Genomic DNA, 21,349 nt, shown 5'->3' on the forward strand with positions numbered 1-21,349 from the left:
GCCTCGCAGGCGGCGATGGTGCGCAGGACGAGATTTTCCGGCGAGGCAAGCTCGGGTCCGGCAAAGGGGCCATGCAGGGAGAGGCTGTGTTCCTCGGCCTTGCGCGCCTCCAGCCGGTCGGAGGCTTCGGGGCCGGCGAACATGACAAGCGAATCGAGGTCGTGGCGGCCATTGGCCTTGACCGGTCCGACATGGAGGAAAAGGTTTATCTTCGCCGGGGCCAGCATCACGGCTGCTGCGCGGTTACCGGATGCACGGTCGGCCCGGTCAGGAGTTTGCGCTGCAGCCGCTCGATCTCATCGCTGTCTTCCGACAGGCTGATCGCGCGCTGCCACTGATAGCGGGCTTCGGTCTGGCGCCCGGTCATCCAGTAGGCGTCGCCCAGATGGTCGTTTACCTCGGCCAGGCCCGGCACCATTTCGACCGCCGCTTCGAGATAGCCGATCGCCTTTTCATACTCGCCGAGCCGGTAATAGGCCCAGCCGAGGCTGTCGGTGATCGCACCGCTATCGGGCCGCAGTGTCAGCGCCCGGCGGATGAGATCGAGCCCGTCTTCCAGGTGAAGGCCCCGGTCGACCCAGCTATAGCCGAGATAGTTCAGCACTTCCGGAGCGTCCGGATTGAGCGCCATGGCGGTCTTCAGGTCTTCTTCGGCGAGTGGCCAGAGCCCCATGCTCTCGCGCAGCGCGCCGCGGGCATAATAGAGCCGCCAGTCCTGCCGGCCGGCAGTGGCATCGGCCTTGATGATCTCGGTAAAGACGGCGGCAGCCTCACCGTCGCGGCCGAGCGAGCGCAGGAGGTCGCCCATCTGGATCTTCACGTCCCGGTCGGGCTGGCCCTCCAGCGTGGCGCGGACGAAGTCGAGCGCCTTCTCGTTCTGCTGGCTGCGGCGCAGCGCCCAGGCGAGCTGGCCCTTGGCGCTTGTGGCATAGGGCGAGCCGGACGGGATCTGGTGCAGCAGGCTGATCGCTTCCTGCCGACGCCCGGCGGTGTCCAGCGCATCGGCCCAGAGGGCGCGGGCGGCCTGCAGGTCCGGATCGAGATGCAGCGCGATGGCGTAATAGACGCCCGGCAGGTCCGAGCCGGCCCGTTCCGCCAGCGCGGCAGCGGGAATATAGACCGAGCGGGCAGCGCCCTGGCGCGCGCTGAAGCGTTCGGTGTCCACGCGCTCGCCGGTCTCGATGCGGCGGATCAGGTCACTGACGGCTGGGTTGGGACCGGCATTCTCGCGGAAGCGGTTGAGCACGGCCAGCGCCTCGCCGGTCTCATCGCGGCTGGCGAGCAGGCGGGCATAGGTGACCGTGGTGATGGCCACGAGCGTGCCGGAGGCTTCCAGCTTGGAGAAGGTGTCGATGGCCGAGGCCTCCTCGCCGCTGGCGGTTTCCAGCAGGCCGAGCATGTTCAGCATCAGGCTGTCCATATAAGGATCGCCCTGGGAGGCATCGAGCAGGGAAAGCTGGGCCTCGCCCGGATGGCCGGCGCCGAACAGGGCCCAGGCCCGCAGCGAGGCCATGACCAGCCCGTTGAACGGCCCCGGATCCTTGCCCTCGAGCAGGGCTGGCACCTGCGTGTGTGCCCCGCGCGCCAGCGCATCGGCGGCTAGCGTGATGCGCGGCAGGCTGGCCTTTTGCAGCACCTCATCGCTGGCCTTGTCCGAGATCGAGCGGGCCAGGGAGAAATCGTCCGCCAGCAGGGCGGAAAAGACCGCGCGTTCCATGATCGACTGGTCGTCGGGCCGGTCGCGCGCCACGAGAGAATATTTCTGCGCCGCCTCTTCGGGATCGTTCGTCAGCGAGGCATAGCGCGCGATCAGGAATTCGCTGTAGCTGTCGGCTGTGGCGCTGGTTTCGGCATCGGCACGGGCGGCGGCGATGCGGGCGTTCAGGTCGGCCTCACGCATGTTTGTGCCTGCACACCCTGTGGCGAGTGCAATGGCGAGTGCTATCGCTGACCCCTGACGCAACATACTCATCTGATGCTCGAAACTCCTGCCGAGCGCAATCCGTTCACACACAACAGCATGTCCGCCTGAGCCCGGCCAGTCATATCCGGATCATGCCCCCTTGCCGCAAAGGCAATCATGCGCGGGTGCGCTGGAATGACAAGACTTTCCTTGGCCTAGATGTCCTGACGGCTGACTTCGCCATCATTCTCCAGCGAGACATCGGGCAGGGCCTGCTTCTCGGGCGGCGGGCCTTCAAGGCCGTTGTCGAGCTTGTCCTGAATGGCCTGGCGCTTGTCCTCGCTCGGATAGTCTTCCAGCGCGGTCTGCCAGGCATCGCGAGCGGCTGACGGGTTGTCGAGATACCAGTAGATGTCGCCGAGATGATCCTCGATCTCCCAATGGGTGTTGGGGGCAAGCTCGCGGCGGGCCTGTTCGATATAGCGCTTGGCGCCTTCCAGGTCGCCCAGCTTGAAGCGGGCCCAGCCATAGCTGTCACTGATATACGGGTCCGTCGGCGCCAGTGAATTGGCCCGGGCCAGGACGCGGTAGGCTTCCTTGTACTGATCGGTGTGCTCGACCAGGAAATAGCCGAGCGTGTTCAGCATATAGGGATCGTTCGGCCGGGTCAGCGCCTCGTTGCGGATGAGCTGCAGGGCCTCGTCGACCTCGTCGGCTTCAGCCAGCGCCTGGGCCAGTGCCATGCGCCGGTCATGGGTATCGTCGAGCTGACGCGCGACCCGGGCATGATGCAGGGCCTGATCGAACTGGCCGAACTGCGAATAGATGGCCGAGCTGGTGCCGTGCGCATTCGCCTTTTCCGCATCAGTGACGGCGAGCGTCGGCGTGACTTCGGCGAGATCCGTCGCCTTCTTCTCGTCGTCGAGCAGGGCATAGATCATCATCGCCGTGGAATAGGTGCCGAGCTCTTCATCTTCTTTGGCGAGCTTGATCGCCTTGTCCAGCGTCTTGCGGGCCTGGGTGTCATTCCCGAGGCGGACCTGCGACTGGGCGAGCGCCAGCTGCAGCCCGGCGGTCTGTTCAGGCGCGACCTCCACGAGATGCGCGGAGGCCTCGAACAGCGTCTCGTCATAAAGCTCGCCGACGATCTGCAGGCGCAGGTCGCTATTGTCCGGATCGATCAGCAAGGCGAGCTGGTCGAAGGCGGACTTGGTGTCGTCGAAGCCGCGCAAACGCTCGCCGATAAAGGCCGAGCGGATGAGCCGCTGATAGGACAGGGCGAGCGAATAGTCGCTCAGCGAACGGGCAAAGGCGCCATCGACGTCGAGCGGCTCCTTGTCGAGCCCGCGGCCTGTCTCGATCTGGTTGATGGCGGCGGCGTAAGAGGCGGTCTCTTCCGGCTCGGCCTCGGCGAGGCGCTGATAGAGTGCCTTGGCGTCCTCGATCCGGCCGACCTTGCGCAGCAGAAGCGCCTGGCGCGCAATGACCAGTTTGACGTGACCATAGAGCAGGGTCTGCGGATCAAATTCGTGTTCCGGCGCCTGGATCTCGCTCGGCGTGATCGCGGAATAGACCGCCAGCGCTTCCTGTTCGCGCCCGGCCACTTCCAGCATGGCGGCCAGCGACAGGTCCCCGGTCAGGCCCGGCAGGCGGGCGCCGACATCGCGGTGGGCGTCGATGGCGGCATCGAAGTCGCCTTCCTGGGCGAGGTACCAGGCTTTCAGGAACCCGCCGAGCAGGCTCATCTCGTCACTGTCGAGGGCCGGCTGCAGCGTCTCGATCGCGCGTTGCGGATCCTCTGCGGCGGCGGCATCGATCGACATGACGATCGAGGCGAAGGGGCTGGTCTCGCCATCGCGCGAGGCATTCGTCTTTACCGATGCGATGAAGGCGGCCATATCGCCGGCCTTGATCGCATCGACCGGCGATTCATAGGCCAGCAGGCCGACCGGCTTGCCATCCTCGCCAAGCACGGCGGTCGCCATCGCCGCATCGGAGACGTCATAGACACCGCCATAGGCCGACAGCGCACCGAGCACTTCCTGCTTGCGGGCATCGACGGCGGCTTCCTCGGACGCGGAGAGGTCGGATGATGCTTGCTGGCTCGCACAGCTTGCGAGGCTAAGGGCCACCACGGCGGCAGCAGACATCAGGGGCAGTTTCATGCGGTGTCCTTTTCGGCGTTCGTCAAAGTGTGCAGGCGCAATGCCGGACTGTCCAGCCTGCGGCACCTCACAAGACAGTTGTGGCGTCAGTCTGACAGAGCGGGATCTTTTTGCAGGCGCCCAATGGGCGGGCACTAATGCGCACGCTTCACGCAGAAATCGGCAAGATCGCTCAGCACGTCGCGCCAGGGCGACTCCGGAAGACCGCGCAGCGCCTTCTTGGCGAGCCCGGTATAGGCTTCGGCTTCGGCGATGGTGGCTTCGGCCGCGCCCGTGGTGCGGATGAGATGGATGGCGCGGGCGAGATCGCTCTCCTCCTGCGTCTCGATATCCAGCGCACGTTCCCAGAAGGCATGATCCTCAGCGCGGCCACGGCGGCGCGCGATGATGACGGGCAGGGTGATCTTGCCTTCGCGGAAATCGTCACCGACCACCTTGCCGATGACCGAGGTCGTGCCGCCATAGTCGAGCACGTCGTCGACGATCTGGAAGGCGAGGCCGAGATTCTTGCCATAGGCCGCCAGCGCATCGGCATGCTCTTCCGAGCCGCCGGAGAGAACCCCGGCACGCGCCGCCGCCTCGAACAGGGCGGCCGTCTTCGCTTCGATGATGGCGAGATAGTCTTCCGTCGGCAGGTCGAGCCGGCCCTGGGCGGCGAGCTGGCGCACTTCGCCCTCGGCAATCACCGAGGAGGCATTGGAGAGGATGTTCAGGATTTCCAGATTGCCCGTCTCCACCATCAGCGTGAAGGCGCGCGCGAACAGGAAGTCCCCGACCAGGATGGAGGCGGAGTTGCCCCAGACCGATTTCGCCGCCGGCTTGCCACGGCGCAGGTCGCTCTCGTCGACCACATCGTCATGCAGCAGGGTGGCGGTGTGAATGAACTCGACAGCCGCCGCCAGCGCATGCGTGCCGTGCGTCGTGCCGCCCACGGCATGGGCGGCCGCCAGCGTCAGCATCGGGCGCAGGCGTTTGCCGCCGGCAGAGACTATATAGCCCGACAGGTCGGGGATGATGTCGACAGGGCTTTTCGCGCGGGCACCCAGCAATCCCTCGACCTTTTCCAGATCGTCTTCGAGAAGGGCTTGCAGACGGTCGATGACAGTCTTTGTGTTGCCGGAGTCGCGCGCTGTGGCAGTAATCGTCACGAGGGGGTCCTATTCCGGTCGTCCTGGCTAAACCATATGGATAGCAGGAGAGGGTTCGTCCACTCCTGCGGTCAAGGGCCGCATATAGCGGAAGGGTTGATCATGGAAGAAGTGTTCCGAACAAACGATCCCGTCAAGCTGAGTTACATCCGCCATCTGCTATCGGAAGCAGGGATCGAGGCCTATGTGCTCGATGAGCATACCGCCTATATCGACGGGCGCGGGCCGATGGTGCCGATCCGGGTGGTCGTGCATCCCGACGATGCGAGTGCGGCGCGCCACGAGCTGAAGGATCTCGACCGCGATGCCTGAGACGGAGGCGACAGCCGATGCCTTCCTCGGCGGACTGGTCACCGTCTTCCAGCCGAAGACCGGCTTTCGCGCCGGCACCGACAGCGTGCTGCTCGCCGCCGCCCTCAATGACGCCCAGACCGGCGAGGCCTGCGAGTTCGGCTGCGGGGCGGGCGGCGCGCTCTTCCCGGCGGCCTGGCGGCTGAAAAACGCCAATTTTACAGGGCTTGAGCGCGATCCTGTCATGCTTGATCTCGCCCGCAGGGGCATTGCCGAGAACGGCTTTGGCGACCGTGTCCAGGTGGCAGACCAGGATGTCGCCACCATCCCGGCAGGTTGGGAAAACCGGTTCGATCTCGTCTTCTCCAACCCCCCTTTCTTCGAGGCCGGCAAGATCAAGCCGCCGGGCGAAGGCCGGCAAGGCGCCTATCTCGAATCACTCCCGCTGAAGGACTGGATCGGCGCGATGCTCTACACGCTGAAGCCAAAGGGCCGGTTCGTGATGATCCACCGCGCCTCGGAGCTGGCCCGCATCCTGTCGGTCATCGAGCGGCGCACCGGCGAGATCACCGTCATGCCCGTGCGCTCCTGGCCGGGCGCGGACGCCAAGCGCGTCATCGTGAAAGCACGCAAGGGCCTGCGCTCGGGGCCGATGCGGCTCCTGTCCGGCCTCGACATCTATCAGTCCAGGGGCGGCCCGCGCACCGCGCTGATCGACAGCATCGCGCGCTCCGGCGGGGCGCTGGACTGGGGAGAGAAGACCAACACCTCTGAGCGCTCATCCTGAGCGAAGTCGAAGGACAAGCGCGGGCGCATGGCAGGCGCGTTTCCTTCCTCTCCCGCCCTCGTGGTTCGACTTCGCTCACCATGAGGCTATGATGCGGCAGGCAAGGAGATGAGACCATGCAGGCCTGGTTCACCATGCTGATGATCACGGGCGCCACCCTCGGCGCTATGGCCGGCGCGCTCGCCCACCCGAAATTCTACGCTTTTGTCTTCGGCAGAAAGGCCGGCTCGGCGGATCATGACTCTGAGTGTTAATGAAGGCTGAGAGGTGGCTATCACTACTGGTGATCGATCCAGAACAAATAGCCTTCACGATCGAGGACAGCCGGTGGATCCTGGGCGATCACAGTCGCGCCCAATGGCTCACCATAGACCTCCTGATCATTGATCAGGATCTTGTGTGTTTTTTTGAACCCATTTTCATCGAACGGCGCAGCTTCATCGTTCGATGCCTGCGGCGTGAATGGCAGGGTCTTGTCCAATATATCAATGGGCCGGGAGACTGAACGACAAGCCCCAAACCCAAGATACTCGCTCGAAACGAGTATACGTTGGATATATTGGGCTTGCGGCTGCCTTACCTCCGGCATCGAGGCAGACCTGGGAAGGAAGGGATAGACTTCCCTGTATGCATATCCATTTCCTGGTCTGCCAGTGCCATCCAAAGGCTCTATATATGCCCTGCCAGAGCGGGACAGCGTTCCGAGGTGATAACCCTCTCCGTTGTTGAAATGCCGAATCGATTGCGCCTTTCCAAAGGCCCCTTCATCCGAAAACATCCGGTCAATGGCTCCGGGGGCATGTTCGCGAGCATCTGACAAGAGCCAATACTGGCCCACACCATCTGGCGCCTTGGCGAAGATATCGTCGATGTGAGGGTGTGTGACAGGAACTCTTGATGACGCTTTGCAGAGGGAATCCAAAATCCAATATGCTTGCGGATTCTCATTGAAATAACGCTGGCGTTCTTCTCTCTCATAGCTATAGCCCCACGGCCCGGGCAGCGCGCCGACCTGCTCATAGTCTGCTTCGGCCTTCTTCCGCCATGCCCGCCAGGCGGCCTCATCGGTCTTCGTCACACTCGCTTCGACGAACTCGATCTTCGCGAGCGGGCTGTCATAGGCGTCATCAGTCTTGTAGCCCCAGCCGAAGCTCAGATCGTTGATGTCCTCAACCCAGATGGCGAGCGGTCGCAGATCGTCAGGAACGCGGCTCTGGCCAGCCATCGGCCCATATTCCATCGTTTCCCACTTCCAGCCCTCACACATGTCGATGGTAACGAGGCCGAGCACATGGCGGTCGCCCACCGGCTCGAACATGATTATCGGATGATGTGTGACGAAAGAGGTTGGTGTTGTATGCGGATTTGAGAAAGTTACGCCCCCACACCCCACAACATAATCGAAGCGGATCGGCTCGCCGGTCTCCTTCAGAACAAAATCGGCCTTCATGCGGTAGAAAAAGGAGGGCGGGCGCTCGGCGCTCTGCTTGTCGGAAGAGGGCGCTGCGCCGGGCGAGCAGGCCGTAAGCGCGAGCCCGGCAAGGCCAAAAAGCCCGGCAAGGCGGCGAAGGCGTGTCTGCATGGCGGTCTCCCGGTCTCGGCTGGGGAGATAGGATCAACCTGAAGTAAATTCCGCCCTAAGCCCGGCAGCGAAATTGCCGCCGCCGGGCCTTCGCGGGTTGCGGACCGTGTGGCGCTGTCACGCGCTATTCCCCCGACTTGTATTGAATGCTTATGGCCGTACAGCGAGCCAGACCACTATCTTCCGGATAAGGGTGAAGGATCGTGCGAAAGTAATTGTTCATCTGGTGCATTTCGCGACCGTCCCAAAGCTCGGCACACCACTCCGGTCTTTTTGTTTGATCGGAGCGCTGCCAGGCAAATTCTTCCTGATTGACGAGACAACCCGGTTCGCACTGAATCAAAATACCGGTGTCTGACGGTCTATGCGGGACTTGATCAAGGGGCGCGCCTTCGGAAATCCTTACTTCATAGGGACCGGATAAATGTGATGCCAAAAGGCCGAGGGAGATCCTGGTGCAATAGGCAGGCGTTTTGGACGTGACCTTGCGAATATCACCGTCCCGGAAAACACATTTCAGTTTGCCGGCCTTGTCCCGGACACACATTTCGTTGCTGCCAACCCTCCATTCGGTACACCAGTCCGGCACCAGAAGTCCCATCTGTTCATCACGGACCAGTCGGCAGCCCGGCTTGCATTCCAACTCAGCCGGCTCGTCAACGATTGGCAAATTTTCGATCCGGGTGGCTCTCATACGATCGGAAGTAATAGGCTCAGTCTGCGCAAACATTTGAATGTTCGGCGAATTTTGGAAGAGAAAAAGAGCGGCAAGCTCGCATGACAAGGTGATGGCGACGAAAAACCCAAGGCGGCGAAGGCGTGTCTTCATGGCGGTCTCCCGGCGGGCTGTCCGGCACAATGAAATCAACCTGCGATTAATGCCGGGCTAAGCCCTGTCCCGAAATTTCGTCTGCCCGGTCTTTCCGCCTGCGCCTACACCCCGCAGTTGCGGAAGCGCGCGTCTGGCGGTAGGCGGTTTGGCCAGACTTCAGTGACCCATCAGGCCCTGTCCATGACGACACCGACCGCACGCGAAAAACCCGCTTCCTTTCAGGATCTGATCCTCCGTCTGCAGACCTATTGGGCCGCGCAGGGCTGTGCCATCCTGCAGCCTTATGACATGGAGGTCGGCGCCGGGACGCTGCATCCGGCGACCGTGCTGCGGGCGCTGGGGCCCAAGGACTGGCGCGCCGCCTATGTCCAGCCCTCGCGGCGCCCGGCCGATGCGCGCTATGGCGAGAACCCGAACCGGCTCGGCCATTACTACCAGTTCCAGGTCATCCTGAAGCCGAACCCGGCCAATCTGCAGGACCTTTATCTGAACTCCCTCTACGAGATCGGCATTGATCCGACGGTGCACGATATCCGCTTTGTCGAGGATGACTGGGAAAATCCGACCGTCGGCGCCTGGGGGCTTGGCTGGGAGGTCTGGTGCGATGGCATGGAAGTCAGCCAGTATACCTATTTCCAGCAGGTCGGCGGGCTCGACGTTTTTCCCGTCTCAGGGGAATTGACCTACGGCCTCGAACGCCTCGCCATGTATGTCTTCGGCGTCGACAATGTCTACAACCTGCCTTTCAACGATCCGGCTTCCGAGACGCCGCTCTCCTATGGCGATGTCTTCCTGCAGAACGAGAAGGAACAGTCGGCCCTCAATTTCGAGCTGGCCGATGTCGAGATGCTGCAGACCTGGTTTACCGGCTGCGAGAAACAGTCCACCGCGCTGAGAGAGGCGGGCAAGCCGCTGCCGGCCTATGATTTCGCGCTGAAGGCGTCTCACGTCTTCAACCTGATCGATGCGCGCGGCGCGATCTCGCCCACCGAGCGCCAGGCCTTCATCGCGCGGGTGCGCGATCTCGCCCGCGGCGCCGCCGAGCTTTACGCCAAGCAGGAAGAGGAGCGTGCGGCATGAAGCTCGCCGGTCCTGTGCTCGCTGTCCTGATTACCGCTACTGTGTGTTCGACTGCGGCTACGGCTGAGGTGACAAACATGAATGGTGTGCCGGAAATAGGGGCAGGCTTTGAAAGCCCGGTTGATTTCCCCGAATGCAGCCTGTCCAAGGTAGCGGTCGATTCGGTCGACCCGAATGGTGATCTTGACCTGGTTTTTGTTTGTGATGAGCAGCGTGGATGGGCAAAGCTCGACGGGCAATTGGTGGAGCTGGTCGAAATTGGACGTAGCGCCAATGGCCATGATCAGACCCGGTTGTACGCGGATCCCAAAAGCCTGACCCAATTGGAGCTTGTCCTGTCGACAGCTGGGCAGACCGATGCGTTCCTCGTGCTTGAGGAGACGCAGGCCATGCCGCCCGAAAACCGGCGCACGGCAAAGATCTGCTATGCCAGCCTGCGAATAAAGGCCCCGGTTCAGGACGAATTCATGGATTTGCAAGGCGTACTTCTATCGGGGGCGGACGATGTTTAAGTGGAGTGTCGTAATCGCCACCCCGGTCCTGATGCTGGCGGCCTGTGGGGACAATGCGGAGACGCCGGGCGATACCGGCGAGACCGAGGCGACCGCGCCGGCCATCGCGACCGACATGGAAAGCCCGGTCGACACGCCGTTCTGCTATTTCACCGCCGCTGAGGCCGACACCCCGCTCACCGGCCCGGAGGCGCGCTATGTCTTCGTCACCGATACCGGCGCCAGCGTCTATCACGGCTATGCCAAGCTCAACGGCGAGGTGACCGAGCTCAACGAGGTCGAGGCTGGCTTCGGCGCGAACATGGAGACGCGGCGCTATTTCTCCGAGGACAAGCAGGTCGAGCTGGAAGTCCTGCTGGTGGACGAAACAGGCGGGGAAGCGGCGGCCGGCGACACGATCCCTTATTCCGGCTCGGTCCGCGTGACCTATCCGGCCGAGGGCGAAGCGGTGAAGGTCAGGGGCGCCTGCCGCGCCGAGGCTGAGCCGCAATGACACATATTTCCAAGACAGACGGGGCGATCTGACGCCATGGCAGACCTATTCCTCGAACTCTTTTCCGAAGAGATCCCGGCGCGCATGCAGGCCAAGGCCGAAAGCGACCTGGCGTCGGCCATCGTCGCCGGGCTGAAGGCGGCCGGTGTCGAGCCGGAAGACGTCACCGCGCGCTCCGGGCCGCGCCGGCTCTCTGTTGCGCTGACGGGCTTGCCGGCGAAATCGCCGGATGTGTCCGAAGAGAAGAAGGGCCCGAAGGTCGGCGCGCCGGACAAGGCGGTCGAAGGCTTCCTGAGGGGCGCGGGGCTTTCTTCCATCGATGAGGCGGAGGTGCGCAGCGACCCGAAAAAGGGAGACTTCTACGTCGCCCTGCGCGAAATTCCGGGCCGCGCGCTGGAAGACATTCTTGCAGAGCTCGTGCCGGAGGTGGTGCGCGGCTTCCACTGGCCGAAATCCATGCGCTGGGGCCGCGGCGAGCTGCGCTGGGTGCGCCCGCTGCAGCGGATCGTCTGCCTCTTCGATGGCAAGGTGGTGGACTTCGAGATCGACGGGCTGAAATCCGGCAACCTCACCGAGGGCCACCGCGTGCATGGGCGCGGGCCGTTCGAAGTCACCTCGTTTGAAGAGTATTGCGCCGTGCTGGAAAGCGAGGGCTCTGTCGTGCTCTCGCGCGAGGACCGGCGCCTGCTGATCGACGAGCAGACGCATCTCGTCTGCGCGGAAAAGGGCGTCGAGCTGGTCGAGGACAAGGGCCTGCTCGAAGAGGTGACGGGACTTGCCGAATGGCCGGTCGTCATCCTGGGCGACATGGATCCGGACTTCCTCGACCTGCCGGGCGAGGTCATCCAGCTCTCCATGCGCACCCACCAGAAATATTTCGCCGTGCGCGATCCGAAGACGGGCGATCTCGCGCCGCACTTCATCGTCGTTGCCAATATCGAGGCGGCCGATGGCGGCCAGGCGATTGCCGAGGGCAATAGCCGTGTCCTCTCGGCCCGGCTCGATGATGCGCGCTTCTTCTGGGACAATGACCGCAAGACGCCGCTGGAAGAGATGGCGACAAAGCTCTCAAGTATCGATTTCAAAAAGGAACTCGGGACGATTGCCGACAAGGTCGAGCGCGTCGCCGCACTGGCGCGGGAACTCGCGCCGAACGTGGGCGCCGATCCGGACCTCGCCGAACGCGCCGCCCGGCTCGCCAAGGCCGATCTCGTCTCCGGCATGGTCGGCGAGTTCCCTGAACTGCAGGGCGTGATGGGCGGCTATTATGCCCGCGAGCAGGGCGAGACAGAGGCGGTCGCGACCGCCATTGGCGAACACTACAAGCCCGTCGGCCCGTCGGACGCTGTGCCGTCGGAACCGGTCGCCATCGCCGTCGCGCTGGCCGACAAGCTCGACACGCTGGTCGGCTTCTGGGCGATTGACGAGAAACCGACCGGCTCGAAAGACCCGTTCGCGCTGCGCCGCGCGGCGCTGGGTGTCGTGCGGATCATTCTGGAGAATGAGGTTCGGATTGGCATGCTGGACGGCTTCCGCCAGCAGCTTGAAAATCTCCTTGATGAGTCGGAGTCCGGTTACTGGATCTGGGGGAGTGATCACGAATCCAAGTACACAGATCTCGAAACTGGCGTTGTGGCGTCGCCTCAGACGCGTGTGGACGATCCCTCTGGTATACCGTCTGACCTCCTCGCCTTCTTCGCCGACCGCCTGAAGCAATACCTCCGCGATGCGGGCGCGCGCTACGATCTCATCGACGCGGTCTTCGCGCTCGAAGGTCAGGACGATCTCGTCCTCATCGTCAAGCGCGTCGAGGCGCTCGGCGCCTTCCTCGAGACAGAGGACGGCGCGAACCTGCTGGCGGGCTACAAGCGCGCGGCGAATATTCTGCGGGCGGAGGAAAAGAAAGAGGGCACGGCCTTTGCAGGCACGCCGGACGAATCTCTTTTTGAACAGGACGAAGAGGGCGCCTTGTACGCTGCCATTACCGAATCGGTCGCCGCCGCGGATGCGGCCCTGAAGGCTGAAGATTTCGAAAAGGCCATGGGAGCGCTATCATCACTGCGGGCCCCTGTTGATGCCTTCTTCGACACGGTAACAGTGAACGCGGAGAGCCCGGATTTGAGGCAAAACCGCCTCTTGATTCTGGTTTCCATTCGTGACGCTTTGCACCGCGTCGCGGATTTTTCGAAAGTGGCAGGATAATTTTCCAAGGGAGCATGAATGATCATTATCGTGCTCCTGCTGGCCTTACTGGCCTTCTGGATCTGGAGTTTGGTGAAGATGCCGTCAAAGCGGGCACGGGAGATTTTCGAGGCAGATGGCGAGGCGCCGGCGGCGGTCTCCGCCCTCGACCGTGCCTTCGTCGTCGACCTCTACACCCGCTTCGGCACGAGCGATTTCCGCCTGAAAGCCATCGAAGACCATCCGCTCGACCCGGCGGTTGCGGAGCGTTTCGGGGTTTCGCCCGTTACGCTCGATAACCGGGATGAGCTGGGGGTCAGGCTGCCGCACCTGAAATTACTGGTGTCCTTCGAGCCGGGGCGCTATCGCCTCACGGAGGACGCTGCACACATGGCCAAGCGCCTGGGACGAACACAAACGAGTCTGGAGAATGCAAATCATGGCTGACACCGCTGAGCAATCCGCCAAGGAACAATGGGTTTATTCCTTCGGTGGCGGCACGGCCGACGGCGACACCACCATGAAGAACCTTCTTGGGGGGAAGGGCGCAAACCTCGCCGAGATGGCGCGCCTGGGCCTGCCGGTTCCACCCGGCTTCACGCTGACCACCGCTGTCTGCACCGCCTATTATGACCGGGGTGAGACCTATCCCGACGGCCTGGAAGCCCAGGTCGATGCCGCGCTCGACGCCGTCGAGAAGGAGACCGGCAAGACGTTTGGCGATCCGGAGAACCCGCTGCTGGTTTCCGTGCGCTCGGGCGCACGCGCCTCGATGCCGGGCATGATGGACACCGTCCTCAATCTCGGCCTGTCGGAAGTCACGGTGAAGGGCCTCGCCGCCAAGGCCGGCGAGCGCTTCGCCTATGACAGCTATCGCCGCTTCATCCAGATGTACTGCAATGTCGTGCTCGGCATGAAGCATGACATCTTCGAGCACATCCTCGACGATTATAAAGAGCGCGAGGAGTACAATCTCGACACCGAGATGACGGCCGATGACTGGAAAGAGATCATCTCCCAGTACAAGGCCGCCATCAAGAAACAGCTCGGCAAGCCGTTCCCGGACGATCCGCGCGAACAGCTCTGGGGCGCCATCGGGGCCGTCTTCGGCTCCTGGATGAACGACCGCGCCATCCTCTATCGCAAGCTCAACGACATCCCGGCCGAATGGGGCACGGCGGTGAACGTCCAGTCCATGGTGTTCGGCAATATGGGCGACACCTCGGCCACCGGCGTCGCTTTCACGCGCGACCCGTCGACCGGCGAGAAGGTCTTCTATGGCGAGTTCCTGGTGAATGCGCAGGGTGAGGACGTCGTCGCCGGCATCCGTACCCCGGCGCCGATCTCGCATTCGCGCGCCGAAGCCATCGGCTCCGACGAGGCGCCGCTCGAGGATGCGATGCCGAAGGTCTATGAAGAGCTCGTCGAGGTCGCCCATACGCTCGAGAGCCACTATCGCGACATGCAGGACATCGAGTTCACGGTCGAGGACAACAAGCTTTACATGCTGCAGACGCGGACCGGCAAACGCACCGCGGCCGCCTCCCTCAAGATCGCCGTGGACATGGCCGAGGAAGGCCTGATCAACGAGGAAGAGGCCGTGCTGCGCCTGATGCCGGCCCAGCTCGACCAGCTGCTGCACCCGACCATCTCGCCGGACGCCAAGCGCGATCTTATCGTGAAGGGCCTGCCGGCCAGCCCCGGCGCGGCCGTCGGCAAGGTCGTCTTCGATTCCGACGAGGCCGCCGAGCGCGCCGAGAAGGGCGAGGACGTCATCCTGATGCGCGTCGAGACCAGCCCGGAAGACATTCACGGCATGCATGCCGCGCGCGCCATCGTCACCTCGCGCGGGGGCATGACCTCGCACGCCGCCGTTGTGGCGCGTGGCATGGGGCGGCCCTGCGTCTGCGGGGCAGGCGGGCTGCAGATCGACCCGGAGGCGGGCATCTTCCGCGCCGGCGGACGCGAGTTCAAGAAAGGCGACGTCGTCACGATTGACGGGGCCGAGGGCGAAGTCCTCGTCGGTGCCGTCGACATGGTGAAGCCGGACCTGTCGGGCGATTTCGGCAAGCTCATGGAATGGGCGGACCGCTCGCGCAAGCTCAAGGTGCGCACCAATGCCGAGACGCCGCACGATGTCGACACGGCCAAGAATTTCGGCGCCGAAGGCATCGGCCTCTGCCGCACCGAGCACATGTTCTTCGAGAGCGACCGCATCCCGGTCGTGCGCTCGATGATCCTGGCCGAAGACAAGAAGGGCCGCGAGAGCGCGCTCGCCAAGCTGCTGCCGATGCAGCGCGGCGACTTCGCCGAGATTTTCCGCATTATGGAAGACCGGCCCTGCACGATCCGCCTGCTGGACCCGCCGCTGCACGAATTCCTGCCGCACTCCGAAGAGGAGATGGCAGAGGTCGCCCAATCGGCCGGTGTCAGCGTCGATGTCCTGAAGCGTCAGGCCAGTGAGCTGCATGAGAGCAACCCGATGCTCGGCCACCGCGGCTGCCGTCTCGGCATCACCTATCCGGAAATCTACGAGATGCAGGCGCGCGCCATCTTCGAGGCCGGCGTCGATATCGCCAAGGAGACCGGCTACAGCCCGATCCCGGAAGTGATGATCCCGCTCGTCGGCACCAAGAAAGAGCTCGATATCCTGAAGGAAAAGGTCGAGGCCGTGGCCGAGGCCGTCTTCAAAGAGACCGGCACGACGCTGGAATACATGGTCGGCACGATGATCGAACTGCCGCGCGCCGCGCTGCAGGCCGGCCATATCGCCGAATCGGCGGCCTTCTTCTCCTTCGGGACGAACGACCTGACGCAGACCACGCTCGGCATTTCCCGCGACGATGCGGCCCGCTTCCTGAAGGCTTATGAAGAGCAGGGCATCTATGAGAAGGACCCGTTCGTCACACTCGACCAGGAGGGCGTTGGCGAGCTGGTGAAGATCGCCGCCGAGCGTGGGCGCCAGACCAAGCCGGACATCAAGCTGGGCATCTGTGGCGAGCATGGCGGGGACCCGGCCTCGGTCGCCTTCTGTCACAGGCTGGGACTGGATTACGTGTCCTGTTCGCCCTACCGTGTGCCGATCGCCCGGCTTGCAGCGGCCCATGCGGCGCTGCACAAGGAAGAGGGCTGACCCAGCCGCTTCTGGACGAATTTACGGGGATGAGCGTCGGAGTCCGACGCTCATTTTCTGTTGTTTTTCAGCAACACTCTGTTTTTGCGCCGAAACGGAATCGGGCAAAATTTGCGCTGTTCCCGGCCTGAATCTCATGAACTTTTTCAAAACACGCCGATCGGCTTGCAACCCGTTTGAACGGGGATCGTTCCGAACCTGAAAGAAATGTAAGTCTTCAAAGACGCGTTTTGATTGCTAAGTCCCCGGTCGGTCCAATAGTCCAGTTCGGGACGAAAGCCGGAAATTAGAGCAAGGCAGGCGACGGGGTTGGCCCGGAACCTGCTTCGGTCGTTCGAGATAACCGGTTGTTAGAGGGTCAGGTGATGGCACTGAAGAAGACCACCCAGCGTCCGCGTGTTTTCGCGGATACCTCCCTACGCGGCAAAATCAGCCGCTGGTGGCTTGCAAAGTCGAATGCAGAGCAACGCGCCTATGTGGCACGGGGCGGGCTGGCGGCCGTGTGCGCGCTGGGTCTGACCGTGGCGCTGCCTGTGATTTCCTCGATCAATCTCGAAAAGCGCGCCGAGGCTGAATACAGGGCCCAGACGCAGCGTTTTGCCGAAGCCCAGGATGCCGGCGAAGCCGTGCGCGCCGATCCGCTGGCGCCGTCGCTGATGAGCCATGCCTGGATCCGCAATGTCGAATATTCGCTGGAGCGCGACCCTGAATCGGCGACCAGCCGCTATGGCGGGCTCGAGCGCGATGCCGCCGTGCTCGCCGGCATGAAGAGCTTCGAGCCGACCCATCTGGTCAAGGCCGAGGACATGGACCGCCAGATGCAATGCGTCGCCGAGGCCGTCTATTACGAGGCCCGCAGCGAGACCACGTCCGGCCAGCTTGCCGTGGCCGAAGTCATCATGAACCGCATCAAGGACCACCGCTATCCGAACTCGGCCTGCGGCGTGGTCTATCAGGGCGCGACCCGCACGACGGGCTGCCAGTTCACCTTTACCTGCGATGGCGCACTGGGCCGCAAGCCGCACGGCATCCGCTGGGACCGCGCGAAAACGATCGCCGCACATGTGATGCTCAATCTCGAAGAGCCGCGCACCGGCGGGGCGACGCACTATCACGCGACCTATGTGAACCCGGTCTGGAATGCCGGTCTGATCAAGACATCCAAGATCGGCACCCACATCTTCTACCGTTTCCCGCGCGGAGCCGAATGGGCGAGCGCGCGCGCCGCCCAGCGCGCCCGGATCGCGAACAAGGCCGATGGCAATGGCGCGGACTCGACCATGGTCACGCTGACCACGCCGGACACCGAAGACCTCAATTCGCGGTCTCTCAACGTGCTCAGCCCAGCCCCGTAAGGAGCAGGAATGAAACAAGGGCGTCTGTTCGAAGCGGTCGACACCTACATCAACAGCCTGTTCGTGAAGGACGATCCCGTCCTTGAGCGAGCAATCGCGCGCACACGCGAAGCCGGCCTGCCGGAAATCCAGCTGTCGCCGGGCCAGGCCAAGCTGGTCTATCTGATGGCCAAGATGATCGGGGCAGAACGCATCCTCGAAGTCGGCACGCTCGGCGGCTATTCCACCGTCTGGCTGGGCCGGTCCCTGCCGGCGGATGGCGAGCTTCTCTCCATCGAGCTGGAGCCGTCGCACGTGAAGGTCGCGCGCGAGACGCTGGAAGATGCCGGGCTCAGTGAGCGCTGCCATGTCATCGAGGGCAAGGGCCTCGATGTGATGAGCACGCTGACGCCGGATTTCGACCTGGTTTTCCTCGATGCCGACAAGGACCGCTATCCGGCCTATCTGAAAGAGGCTGTGCGCCTGACCCGGCCCGGCGGTCTGATCGTGGCCGACAATGTTGTGCGCGAAGGCACCGTCATGGAGCCGTCAAAGGTCGACCCCAATGCCATCGGCGCGGCCGCCTTCAACCAGGCGCTCGCCAGCCATCCCCAGCTTGAAGCCATCGTGCTGCAGCAGGTCGGTATAAAGGGCCATGACGGTCTCGCCATCGCGCGCGTGAAGGACGACTGAGGCGCGGCAAGACGAAAGCTTTCGCCCTTTTTCAAAGCATATTTTACGGGCTTGCCCCCATCGACCGCTTCGCGGCCACTTCCCCCGCAAGCGGGGGAAGAGGGAGCTAGCCGCACGCTTTCCTCCTCCGTTTACGGGGGAGGTGCCCGGCAGGGCGGAGGGGGCGAGGGCTACCTGCGTGTGGTGCCTACTCCCGCGGGCCGAGATTCTTCACCAGCATCTTCTTCAGCCGGTTCGGCATGAAGCGCGCGGCAAAGCGGGTCCGCTCGGCCATCTTGCCGGCCATGTAATGGGTTTCCTTGCCATGGGCGGCGTCCCAGGCGCGCTCGGCGGCGATCTCGACCGGATAGACATCCTGGCCGGCGTCGCGGATCTGGTCCGACATCTTCTCGTTCGAGCCTTCCGCCTTGCCCATGTCGAGGATCGGGGTGTCGATGAACCAGGGCATGAGGGATGTCACCCGGATGCCGAGATTGGAAAACTCCACATCCAGCGCCTCGGTCAGGCCGCGTACGGCAAACTTGGTGGCGGAATAGACCGCCAGTTTCGGCGAACCGACCACACCGGCGGTCGAGGCGGTGTTGACGATGCGCGAGCCGGGCGTGGCGCGCAGCAGGGGCAGGGCCGCCTGGACGCCATTGATGATGCCCTTCACATTGACGTCGACGACCCAGTCATTGTCCTCGCCCGACATTTCCTCGAACCAGCCATGGCGGCCGACACCGGCATTGTTGAACAGAACGGTCATGCGCCCGTCGGTCGCCTTGCCGAAGGCGTCGATGGCGGTCTTCCAGTCGTCCCGGTTGCGCACGTCGAGCTTGCTGGAAATGCAGTTCTCCTCGCCGATTTCCTTCGCGACCTCGGCGAGGCCCTCTTCATTTACGTCGTAGAGGCCGACGAACCAGCTGCGGTCTGCGAAGAGTTTCGCGGTCGCCTTGCCGATGCCGGAGGCTGCGCCTGTGATGAAGATGCTCTTGCGGCCGATACACTCGCCCATACTGCTCTTTGCCTCCCCGTTACGCCGCTGTCTTGCACGCAGTGGCCGATCAGGAAAAGAGGTTCACGGCAGGTCGAGGCCGACGTCAAGGTTTGACGCGGAGTGAGTGAGCGCGCCGACCGAAATGTAATCGACGCCCGTTTCGGCAATGCCGGCCACGGTGTCGAAGTTGACCCCGCCGGACGCTTCGGCCTTGCAGGCCCCGTCGATCATGGCGACGGCAGCTTTCAGCGCGTCCGTGTCCATATTGTCGAGCAGCACAGCATGCGGCTTGTGAGGCAGGGCTTCTTCCAGCTGGGCGAGCGTGTCGACTTCCACCTCGATCATGCGCAAATGCCCGGCATAGGCATGCGCGCGTTTCAGCGCTTCGCCGACCGAGCCGCAGGCGGCAATATGATTGTCCTTGATCAGGATGGCGTCATCCAGGCCATAGCGGTGGGAGGTGCCGCCGCCACAGCGCACGGCGCGCTTTTCCAATGCCCGGTGGCCGGGCGTGGTCTTGCGGGTGCAGACAATCGTCGCGTCCGTATGGCGGATCTTCTCGACAAAGGCCGCCGTCAGCGTGGCGACGCCCGAGAGCCGGCCGATGAAGTTCAGCATGGTCCGCTCGGCCATCAGGATGGAGCGGGCCTCGCCGGTCAGCGTCGCGATGACATCGCCGGGCGCGAGCTTGTCGCTGTCACGCAGGCGCTGGTCGAGGGCGACGCCTTCATCCAGGCATTTCAGCGTATGCGCGGCGGCATCCATGCCGGCCAGCACGCCGGTCTTCCGGGCGCGGATTTCGGCCTTGATCCGCGTGCCGGGCAGCAGGGTGGCGTCGCTGGTGAGGTCACCGGCCCGGCCAAGGTCTTCAGCCAGGGCGAGCCGGACGATCGGGTCGAGAATCGGGGCGGGCAGGGGCGGGGGCGCAATCATTCGGCAGCCTCTTTCAGGGTGGGATCATAGGGCGCCAGCAGGAAACTGCGCTGCGCCTTGAGGTTGGTGTCAGGGAAATCGGACCGGAAATGCCCGCCGCGGCTTTCCTCACGCGCGAGCGCGGCCTTGGCCATCATGCGGGCGGTGACAAGGGCGCGAGCCGGGCCATGCCGGTCCATCCAGGTCTCGATTTCATCAATGAGCGGTGTCAGGCCGGCTGCCTTGCGGACCACGCCGCACTTGTCGGCCATGGCTTCGCGCAGGCGCATCAGCGTCTCGGCGGGCAGGTCGTCGGCCACCTCGGCGGTGGAGGTGCCCGGCTGCACCAGCTCGGAGGCTTTCAGCCGCTGGGCGATGCGGGCGGCGAAGACGACCGCTTCCAGCAGCGAGTTCGAGGCGAGCCGGTTGGCGCCGTGCGCGCCGGTCGAGGCGCATTCCCCGCAGACCGACAGGCCCTCCAGCGTCGAGCGGCCCCAGGTGTCGGCGACGACGCCGCCCATATGATAGTGCGCCGCCGGGGCGACGGGGATCGGCTTGAGGCGCGGGTCGATGCCGGCGGCCATGCAGGCGGCAAAGACGGTCGGAAAATGGGCCGGGAAGTCCTTGCCGACGGCCACCGTTGCATCGAGAAAGGCCTCGCGTCCGGCCTTGATCTCGCTGTCGATGGCTCGGGCCACTTCGTCGCGCGGGGCGAGTTCGGCTTTCTCGTGGTAATTTGCCATGAAGGGCTCACCGGCCGCGTTGCGCAGGATGGCGCCTTCGCCGCGCAGCGCTTCGGTCGCCAGCGGTGCCGGGTCGAGGCCGACATCCATGGCGGTCGGGTGGAACTGGACGAATTCCGGATCCGCGATCAGCGCGCCGGCGGTATAGGCCATGGCGAGCGCTTCGCCGCGCGATTGCGGCGGATTGGTCGTCACCCGGAACAGCCCGCCGGAGCCACCCGTGCAGAGGATGGTTTCGCGCGCGGGCATCGGGGTGAGCCGGCCCTTCCTGTCCTGCATCACGACGCCGGCCACGCGTCTGGTCTCGTCCTGCAGCAGGCTGACGGCCCGGTAGGGCCACATCAGCGTGATATGCCCGGCCTCTTCGGCCGCCGCTGTCAGCGCCCCCATGATCGCCTTGCCGGCAAGGTCCCCGGCGACGCGGGCGACGCGCGGGACGGAGTGAGCCGCTTCCAGCGACAGGGCGAGCGCGCCTTCCTGTGTGCGGTCGAAGGGCACGCCAAGTTCGATGAGGTCCAGCACACGGGCCGGGCCTTCTTCCGCGATCAGGCGCGCGATCACCGGATCGACCAGGCCCGCGC

At 63.8% G+C, this 21,349-nt stretch carries 19 protein-coding genes and 1 pseudogene; 11 read left to right on the plus strand and 9 right to left on the minus strand.

Annotated elements, in window-relative coordinates; translation table 11 throughout:
- From B8784_RS01515 to B8784_RS01530, 4 genes and pseudogenes are all read right to left on the minus strand, one after another.
- Positions 1-227: pseudogene (locus B8784_RS01515) on the minus strand (4-(cytidine 5'-diphospho)-2-C-methyl-D-erythritol kinase); the annotation flags it as partial.
- Entirely contained in the window at positions 227-1,900 is a 1,674-nt protein-coding gene (locus B8784_RS01520; protein ID WP_084395859.1) for a tetratricopeptide repeat protein, read from the minus strand. The pseudogene B8784_RS01515 and the gene B8784_RS01520, both read right to left, overlap by 1 nt.
- Before the next feature lie 218 nt (positions 1,901-2,118).
- Positions 2,119-4,068: a tetratricopeptide repeat protein gene (locus B8784_RS01525; RefSeq protein ID WP_084395860.1), complete on the minus strand. Its 1,950-nt coding sequence runs from the start codon at positions 4,066-4,068 to the stop codon at positions 2,119-2,121.
- A 134-nt stretch (positions 4,069-4,202) separates the two neighbouring features.
- Entirely contained in the window at positions 4,203-5,216 is a 1,014-nt protein-coding gene (locus tag B8784_RS01530) for a polyprenyl synthetase family protein (RefSeq protein ID WP_084395861.1), read from the minus strand.
- 102 nt (positions 5,217-5,318) lie between these two features.
- On the opposite strand from B8784_RS01530, the gene B8784_RS01535 reads away from it, so the two are divergent.
- The 3 genes from B8784_RS01535 to B8784_RS21495 all read left to right on the plus strand — a co-directional run bounded on the left by B8784_RS01535 (position 5,319) and on the right by B8784_RS21495 (position 6,548).
- Entirely contained in the window at positions 5,319-5,528 is a 210-nt protein-coding gene (locus B8784_RS01535) for a putative signal transducing protein (RefSeq protein ID WP_143435246.1), read from the plus strand.
- Complete coding sequence (locus tag B8784_RS01540; RefSeq protein ID WP_084395863.1) at positions 5,521-6,294, plus strand: tRNA1(Val) (adenine(37)-N6)-methyltransferase; 774 nt, start codon at positions 5,521-5,523, stop codon at positions 6,292-6,294. The genes B8784_RS01535 and B8784_RS01540 overlap by 8 nt, the downstream gene beginning before the upstream one ends.
- 116 nt (positions 6,295-6,410) lie before the next feature.
- Positions 6,411-6,548, plus strand: coding sequence for a hypothetical protein (locus B8784_RS21495; RefSeq protein WP_158085540.1), 138 nt, complete (start codon positions 6,411-6,413; stop codon positions 6,546-6,548).
- Between the two features lie 23 nt (positions 6,549-6,571).
- Here the strand turns inward: B8784_RS21495 and B8784_RS01545 are convergent, their stop codons facing one another.
- Together B8784_RS01545 and B8784_RS01550 are read right to left on the minus strand one after the other, a co-directional pair.
- Positions 6,572-7,876 (minus strand): hypothetical protein, encoded by a 1,305-nt coding sequence (locus B8784_RS01545; RefSeq protein ID WP_084395864.1) that lies wholly within the window; start codon positions 7,874-7,876, stop codon positions 6,572-6,574.
- Between the two features lie 124 nt (positions 7,877-8,000).
- Positions 8,001-8,705 (minus strand): hypothetical protein, encoded by a 705-nt coding sequence (locus B8784_RS01550; RefSeq protein WP_084395865.1) that lies wholly within the window; start codon positions 8,703-8,705, stop codon positions 8,001-8,003.
- Positions 8,706-8,888: 183 nt separating this feature from the next.
- Here B8784_RS01550 and B8784_RS01555 point away from each other — a divergent pair, with 183 nt between their 5' ends.
- The 8 genes from B8784_RS01555 (at position 8,889) to B8784_RS01590 (ending at position 18,134) form a co-directional block, all read left to right on the plus strand.
- On the plus strand, positions 8,889-9,788 hold the full coding sequence (locus tag B8784_RS01555; protein ID WP_084395866.1) for a glycine--tRNA ligase subunit alpha: 900 nt from the start codon (positions 8,889-8,891) through the stop codon (positions 9,786-9,788).
- Entirely contained in the window at positions 9,785-10,300 is a 516-nt protein-coding gene (locus B8784_RS01560; RefSeq protein ID WP_084395867.1) for a hypothetical protein, read from the plus strand. Before B8784_RS01555 ends, B8784_RS01560 begins: the two co-directional genes overlap by 4 nt.
- Positions 10,293-10,793 carry a hypothetical protein gene (locus tag B8784_RS01565; protein ID WP_084395868.1) on the plus strand — a complete coding sequence of 167 codons (501 nt, stop codon included), beginning with the start codon at positions 10,293-10,295 and terminating at the stop codon, positions 10,791-10,793. The genes B8784_RS01560 and B8784_RS01565 overlap by 8 nt, the downstream gene beginning before the upstream one ends.
- Positions 10,794-10,829: 36 nt before the next feature.
- Complete coding sequence (glyS, locus tag B8784_RS01570) at positions 10,830-12,995, plus strand: glycine--tRNA ligase subunit beta (protein WP_084395869.1); 2,166 nt, start codon at positions 10,830-10,832, stop codon at positions 12,993-12,995.
- 18 nt (positions 12,996-13,013) lie between these two features.
- The gene (locus B8784_RS01575; RefSeq protein WP_084395870.1) at positions 13,014-13,421 is read left to right on the plus strand and encodes a hypothetical protein; all 408 of its coding nucleotides are present in this window, start codon (positions 13,014-13,016) and stop codon (positions 13,419-13,421) included.
- Entirely contained in the window at positions 13,414-16,107 is a 2,694-nt protein-coding gene (gene ppdK / locus B8784_RS01580; RefSeq protein ID WP_084395871.1) for a pyruvate, phosphate dikinase, read from the plus strand. Before B8784_RS01575 ends, ppdK begins: the two co-directional genes overlap by 8 nt.
- 365 nt (positions 16,108-16,472) lie before the next feature.
- Complete coding sequence (locus tag B8784_RS01585; RefSeq protein ID WP_084395872.1) at positions 16,473-17,462, plus strand: cell wall hydrolase; 990 nt, start codon at positions 16,473-16,475, stop codon at positions 17,460-17,462.
- A gap of 9 nt (positions 17,463-17,471) precedes the next feature.
- The gene (locus B8784_RS01590) at positions 17,472-18,134 is read left to right on the plus strand and encodes an O-methyltransferase (protein WP_084395873.1); all 663 of its coding nucleotides are present in this window, start codon (positions 17,472-17,474) and stop codon (positions 18,132-18,134) included.
- A gap of 187 nt (positions 18,135-18,321) precedes the next feature.
- Here the strand turns inward: B8784_RS01590 and B8784_RS01595 are convergent, their stop codons facing one another.
- The 3 genes from B8784_RS01595 to B8784_RS01605 all read right to left on the minus strand — a co-directional run.
- Complete coding sequence (locus tag B8784_RS01595; protein WP_084395874.1) at positions 18,322-19,131, minus strand: SDR family oxidoreductase; 810 nt, start codon at positions 19,129-19,131, stop codon at positions 18,322-18,324.
- 63 nt (positions 19,132-19,194) lie between these two features.
- The gene (gene nadC / locus B8784_RS01600; RefSeq protein WP_084395875.1) at positions 19,195-20,046 is read right to left on the minus strand and encodes a carboxylating nicotinate-nucleotide diphosphorylase; all 852 of its coding nucleotides are present in this window, start codon (positions 20,044-20,046) and stop codon (positions 19,195-19,197) included.
- Positions 20,043-21,349, minus strand: a 1,307-nt coding sequence (locus tag B8784_RS01605) for an L-aspartate oxidase (protein ID WP_084395876.1), incomplete at its 5' end; no start/stop codon positions are given. The genes B8784_RS01605 and nadC, both read right to left, overlap by 4 nt.

It is taken from the genome of Henriciella aquimarina, assembly GCF_002088975.1.
Classification (GTDB): Bacteria; Pseudomonadota; Alphaproteobacteria; order Caulobacterales; family Hyphomonadaceae; genus Henriciella; species Henriciella aquimarina.